Source organism: Nitratidesulfovibrio liaohensis (assembly GCF_011682075.1).
In the GTDB taxonomy this organism is placed as follows: Bacteria; Desulfobacterota; Desulfovibrionia; order Desulfovibrionales; family Desulfovibrionaceae; genus Cupidesulfovibrio; species Cupidesulfovibrio liaohensis.
Map to the genome: position 1 here is coordinate 1 of NZ_VSMK01000133.1, position 6180 is coordinate 6180.

At 66.8% G+C, this 6180-nt stretch carries 3 protein-coding genes; 2 read left to right on the forward strand and 1 reads right to left on the reverse strand.

Going from position 1 to position 6180, the window contains the following annotated elements:
* Nucleotides 1-445 precede the first annotated feature (445 nt).
* The gene (locus FVW27_RS05790) at nt 446-1411 is read right to left on the reverse strand and encodes a M48 family metallopeptidase (protein ID WP_167123515.1); all 966 of its coding nucleotides are present in this window, start codon (nt 1409-1411) and stop codon (nt 446-448) included.
* Nucleotides 1412-1593: 182 nt separating this feature from the next.
* Between FVW27_RS05790 and topA the strand changes: the two genes are divergently transcribed.
* Both topA and FVW27_RS05800 read left to right on the forward strand, forming a co-directional pair.
* Nucleotides 1594-3873: a type I DNA topoisomerase gene (gene topA / locus FVW27_RS05795; RefSeq protein WP_167123517.1), complete on the forward strand. Its 2280-nt coding sequence runs from the start codon at nt 1594-1596 to the stop codon at nt 3871-3873.
* Nucleotides 3874-4490: 617 nt separating this feature from the next.
* A complete protein-coding gene (locus tag FVW27_RS05800) occupies nt 4491-6041 on the forward strand; it encodes a pesticin C-terminus-like muramidase (RefSeq protein ID WP_167123518.1) in 1551 nt (516 codons plus the stop codon).
* Nucleotides 6042-6180 lie beyond the last annotated feature (139 nt).

The following is a 6180-nucleotide window of genomic DNA, read 5'->3' on the forward strand; positions in this document are numbered from 1 at the left end:
GCGGCGAAACGCGGGTCGGCGGTGCCGCGCTGGCCCGCCCTGGGGGCGGCACCGGCGCGCCGGGTACCTTCGGTGGCTCGTCCTTCGACCAGTGTCTGAAGGGCGTCCATGGAGATGTTCTTTCCGTAGGCCATGCGCAATCCTCCTGCCGCCGGGGGAACGGAGTGGCGGCGCAAGGGGCAAAGCAAGGGGAATGCCAGCATGGCCACTCTGCCTTGCATGACGGCAGGTTGCGGGCGCGCTACGAACGTCGGCTACCGACAGGCAGGCGGCTCGTGCGGGTTCTGCGTCAAGCCGCCGACGGGCGGCAGGCAGGAACACGGAGGCAGCGCACCGGATCGACGCCCTGTGGAGCAACCGACCATGCCCCTTGCCCACCGCCCACGCGAAAGGCCCCGCGCAGATGCACGGGGCCTTGGCATTGCACACAACGGCGGATGGTTGGCTACTTTCCTGCGGGGGCCGGTTCACCAGGGCCGGTACCGGCACCACTGGCCTTGCCGCCCGCATTCACCCCGGCACTTCCGGAACCACCTTCGTCGCGCGGGCGGTAGTAGCGCATGGCTTCGGGCAGCATGGCCCGCAGCGCGTCGATGCGCTTGGCCTCGGTGGGGTGGGTGGACATGAAGTCCGATTTGCCCTTGCCACCCGCCTGCTTGAGCATCTTCTGCCAGAATTCGATGGCCGCGTGCGGGTCGTACCCCGCCTTGGCCATGAGCAAAAGCCCGATGTGGTCCGCCTCGTACTCCATCTCGCGGCTGTTGGGCAGCATGACGGCCATGTTCATGGCCCCGGCGTAGCCGTCACCCACGGCCTGGGCCGCCTGCGACGAGCCGCCCGCAGCCGCCACGCCCACCATGGCGGCCAGCTGGCCCACCTGCACCATGCGCGCCCGGCTCATCTTTTCGTTGCTGTGCCGGGCCAGGGCGTGGGCCACCTCGTGCCCCACCACGGCGGCAAGCTCCGCGTCGGTGTCGGCAAGGTCCAGCAGGCCGGTGTACACGGCCACCTTGCCGCCGGGCAGGCAGAAGGCGTTGACCACGTCCTTCTCTATGGTGTGGAATTCCCAGCGGTATTGGGGGCGTTCGGCCACGGCGGCAATGCGGCGACCCACCCGCTCCACGCGGGCGGATTCCGGCGTGCCGGTGACCTCCTTCTCCTTCTTCAGCACCTGCTGCATGGCGGCGAAGCCCATTTTGACCTCGTCCGCCTCGGAATACATGATCAGCTGGCTGCGCCCGGTATAGGGGGCCTTGGCGCACCCGGCCAGGCCCAGCAACAGCACGCACAGCGCAAGGGCCGCCAGACGGGGGAAACGGCGCGCGTCATAACGGGAGCCCAGACGAGAGCCATCCAGCGCGGGGCGGTCCATATCCCTGTTCATATCCTTGATATTGACGAACGATTGCATGTGGTTCCACCTCGTGGACCCGCCGTCCGCCGTTGCGGGGCGAACCCGCGCGGCTTGACGGAATCGTCGATTGCCGTATTTTCCCCTACCTGACGGGGCCGAACGCGACCCCAGCGGCAGGGCTTCCGGCTCCCTGCCGGAAACGCGCCCCCAATAGCGTATTTTCCCGGAAAGGAACAGTCATGGGCAAGGACCTGATCATCGTCGAATCCCCCGCCAAGGTGAAGACCATCAAGAAATTCCTTGGCGGCAATTACGCCGTGCATGCCAGCGTGGGCCACGTGCGCGACCTGCCCACCAGCGAACTGGGCGTCGACGAGGCCAACGGCTTTGCCCCCCGCTACCAGGTCATCGACGGCAAGCAGAAGGTGGTTTCCGCCCTCAAGGAAGCCGCCGCCAAGGCGGACAACGTGTACCTTGCGCCCGACCCCGACCGCGAGGGCGAGGCCATTGCCTGGCACGTGGCGGAACTGATCCGCGACAAGAACACCAACATCCAGCGCATCCAGTTCAACGAAATCACCGCCCGCGCGGTAAAGGAAGCGCTGGAAAACCCGCGCGAACTGAACCGCAACCTGTTCGACGCCCAGCAGGCCCGCCGCGTGCTGGACCGCCTGGTGGGCTACAAGCTTTCCCCCCTGCTGTGGAAGAAGGTGAAGCGCGGCATTTCCGCCGGGCGCGTGCAGTCCGTGGCCCTGCGCCTGATCGTGGACCGCGAGACCGAGCGCCGCGCCTTCAACCCCGAAGAATACTGGCTGTTCCGCGCGCGCCTGGCCGGGGCCACCCCGCCCCCCTTCCGGGCCGACCTGCACAAGCTGCACGGCAAGAAGCCCGCCATCGGCAGCGCGGCGGACGCCGCCGCCGTGGAAGCGGCCATGCAGGGCCAGCCCTTCGTCATCACCGGCATCGACGAAAAGGAACGCCAGCGCCAGCCGCAGCCCCCGTTCATCACCTCCACGCTGCAACAGTCGGCCAGCCAGCGGCTGGGGTATTCGGCCAAGCGCACCATGAACATCGCCCAGCGCCTGTACGAAGGCGTGGAACTGGGCGAGGCCGGCACCGTGGCCCTGATCACCTACATGCGTACCGACTCCGTGCGCATTGCTGACGAGGCCCGCGACGCCGCGCGCGAGTTCATCGCCGCCACCTGGGGCGACGACCACCTGCCCGCCAAGGCCCGCCAGTTCAAGACCAAGGGCGGCGCGCAGGACGCGCACGAAGCCATCCGGCCCGTTGACGTGAGCGTTACGCCGGATTCGGTGCGCCACCTGCTGCCGCCGGACCAGTTCCAGCTGTACCGGCTGGTGTGGCAGCGCTTTGTCGCCTCGCAGATGGCGGCGGCGCGCTTTCACGACACCACGGTGACCATCGCCTGCGGCCCCGTCGAATGGCGCGCCAAGGGCGAACGGCTGCTGTTCCCCGGCTTTCTGGCCGCGTCACCCCAGAAGGACGCGGTCGCGGACGGCGAGGAAGTGGCCGAGGGCGACCTGCCCAAGCTTTCCGTGGGCGAGGAACTGACCGCCCTGTCCGTGGAAAAGGAACAGAAGTTCACCCAGCCCCCGGCCCGCTACACCGAAGCTTCCTTGGTGCGCGAACTGGAAGAGCGCGGCATAGGCCGCCCGTCCACCTACGCGGCCATCATCTCCACCCTGCTCGACCGCGACTACGCCCGGCTGGAGGAAAAGCACTTTGCCCCCACCGACCTTGGCGCGGTGGTCTGTGATCTGCTGTCCGGACACTTCACCACCCTGATGGACGTGGACTTCACCGCGCAGATGGAAGGATCGCTGGACAAGGTGGCCGAAGGCGAACTGGACTGGGTGAAGCTGCTGGAAGACTTCACCGGCGGGTTCAACCCCGTGCTGGAGCGCGCCGCCCAGGCCATGGACACCGTGAAGGGCGGCCTGCCCAGCGGCATAGACTGCGAACTGTGCGGCAAGCCCATGGTCATCAAGTTCGGCAAGGCGGGCACCTTCCTGGCCTGCTCCGGCTACCCGGCCTGCCGCAACACCAAGAACTTCACCCGCGACGAGAAGGGCAACATCCAGGTCGAGCAGAAACTGCGCGAGGAACCGGAAAAGGTGGGCACCTGCCCGCAATGCGGCGGCGACCTGGTGCTGAAGAAGGCCCGCACCGGCAGCCGGTTCATCGCCTGCACCAAGTACCCGGACTGCACCTATACCGCGCCCTTCTCCACCGGCGTGCCCTGCCCGCGCGAAGGGTGCGAGGGCGTGCTGGTGGAAAAAAGCTCCAAGCGCGGCAAGATCTTCTATTCGTGCAGCGCCTACCCCAAGTGCGACTACGCCCTGTGGGACTGGCCCGTGCCCGGCCCGTGCCCGGACTGCAATTCGCCCCTGCTGGTGATCAAGAACACCCGCGCCCGGGGCCGCCACATCGCCTGTCCGGAAAAGACCTGCAAGTATTCCCGCGACCTGGACGAGGACGGCGGCGGCGAGGAATAGCCCGCCGACAAGAACCGGGAAGAACGCGTTGAAGAAGAAACAGGAAGGAGCGGGGCGCTGCCCCGCAGCTCTGCTGTCCCCATCCGTAGGACTCGCGCGTGGCGCACGGTGATCGTACGGCCCGCAAGCTCGCCAACGGGCACGCTTCGCGCCCTTCGGATCGATCTGCGCGCTCACCCAACGGCTGGAGCAAGGGGGCCGCGCCCCCTTGACCCCTTTATGGGGCAACCCAGCTGAACATATCGTCATTCCAATCCCCCGCCACGGCATGTGGCGGGGGATTTTGCGTTGGCGCGAAGGACAAACGCGGCCAACGGACAACACTGCAGACGAACGCGCGAGCCTGTGGCTACAGCCTGTCATGCACGATCATGCGCTGTCTTACGCTACCGTCATGCACTGTCATGCCCAGTCCTTCGCCCATGCCATGGCCACGCCCCCTTCGGACGACCTTCCCACCCCCTTCCCGCCCTCTTGCGGGCCGCGCCACGGAAAAACCGTGCGCTAGCCTGCCGGTGCACTGGCGCGCGCCGCCGCCCGGATTGGCCGGGCATACCTAGCCGAACACCCGGCCGGAGCGGACGTGCCGCGTTGACACCCACTAGAGAGGAATGCATATGTGGAACAACTGGTTGCAAGGCAGCGGCGAATCTTACGACGACAAACGGCGCGGCCTGTACCGGCAGGTTCGGGACACGTCGCGCCAGGCCATGGGTGCCACCACCATGCAGGAGTGGTATCGGCTGTTCGATGGCGGACTGCGCTCCATCCGAGGCTTCGAGCACAAGGGCAGCAAGCTGCCGGACAACGAATCCGACGCGCTGCAGCAGGGCTTTCTGCGCGACATGTTTGAGGAGGCCCGGCCTGACCGCTTTGACGATTTCTGGCGCTTTCCCCGGCAGGAAGGCGACAGCGGGCTGGAACTGGACGCCAGGCGGCTTGGCATGTCCGTGTACGGCAAGCCGCTGGGGCCGTCGCTGGATGGGCGCAACACCCACCCCGTGCCCCCGGAGGGACTCGACAGCAGGTATGAAGACATCGCGGGGCGCGAACCGGACATGCCCGGCCAGTCCAATCAACCCAATCAGCCCGGTGCGCCGGGTCGGGCGGGCGAACCGAAGCCGTTCGATCCGGACAACGTGGACGGGCGGCAGCTTATGGTCATGCGTCGGAAGCCCGGCCAGCAGCCCGTACCGGACCCCGTCAAGCTGATGTCCGCCGACGGCTCGGCGCGCGATACGTCCGGCTCTTCGACTGCGGAGGCGGGTGACGGAACCTCCGGCGGTGCGGGGCCTGCGGAACAACCGGGCAGCCGGACCACCCGACCCGGCCCGGGCAACGCGCAGGAAGGCCCCCTGCAACGCGCCGCGCGCACCTTTCTGGAAGGAGCAGGCCCCGGCCCGCTCACTGAGCCGAAGGCGCAGGAACAACCCCGGCCCGGCGAGCCGGTTCCCGCGTCCACGGATGGCAGCAAGGGGGACGTGCCTGATGCGGCAACGCCCGGTAAAGGCGGCAACGGCGTTCTGGCCGTCCCCGACAAGCCGGAAGACATCAACCGGATCACGGCGGATACGCTGCAAAAGCTGGAAGGCAACGTCCTGTACGCCTACATCCCCACGAAGGACGGCAAGCCCATGGACAACAGCAGCGCCACCATCGGGGCGGGTATCGACACGGGGCAGTGGAGTGCGGAGGGGTTGCGCGAAATCGGAGTGGATGAGGAGGTTATCAACCGCCTGAGTCCTCTGCTTGGCAAAAATGCCACGCAGGCGAAACAGGAAATGGAAAATCTTAAAGGAAAAGGCATGGTTGTCAGGCTCACCCCCGAGCAGGCCAGCCACCTCAACGAGAAGATGACCATTCATTTCAAGGAAACGGCGCAACAGCAGTACAACACCGCCCCGCACAACACCGACGCCCAGGGCAAGACCATCCGCAAGTTCGAAGAACTGCCCAAGGAAATGCAGGCCACCATCACCTCCGTGCTCTACCAGCACGGCAGCACGGAGAAATTCCCCAAATTCTGGGATCACTCCACCAAGGGCGACTGGGACGGGGCCATCAAGGAACTGCGCAACTTCAGTTCCAACCCGGACTACAAGTACCACCCCCGCCGCAACACGGAGGCCGACCTCATGCAACAGGGCCTGGACAGGCTGCGCCAATGACGCACCCCGCGAACTTCCTGCACATCACATTCCGGGGGGCCGCACGGCCCCCCCGGCCTCGCCGCACGCGGCCCATGCTGCTGGCGCTCGCCCTGTGGCTGACCTGCCTTGGGGCATGGCGCCCGGCGCATGCCGAACC

Coding starts and splice junctions, on each gene's coding strand:
- FVW27_RS05790 (WP_167123515.1), bottom strand. CDS start 1,411: ATGCAATCGTTCGTCAATATCAAGGATATGAACAGGGATATGGACCGC.
- topA (WP_167123517.1), top strand. CDS start 1,594: ATGGGCAAGGACCTGATCATCGTCGAATCCCCCGCCAAGGTGAAGACC.
- FVW27_RS05800 (WP_167123518.1), top strand. CDS start 4,491: ATGTGGAACAACTGGTTGCAAGGCAGCGGCGAATCTTACGACGACAAA.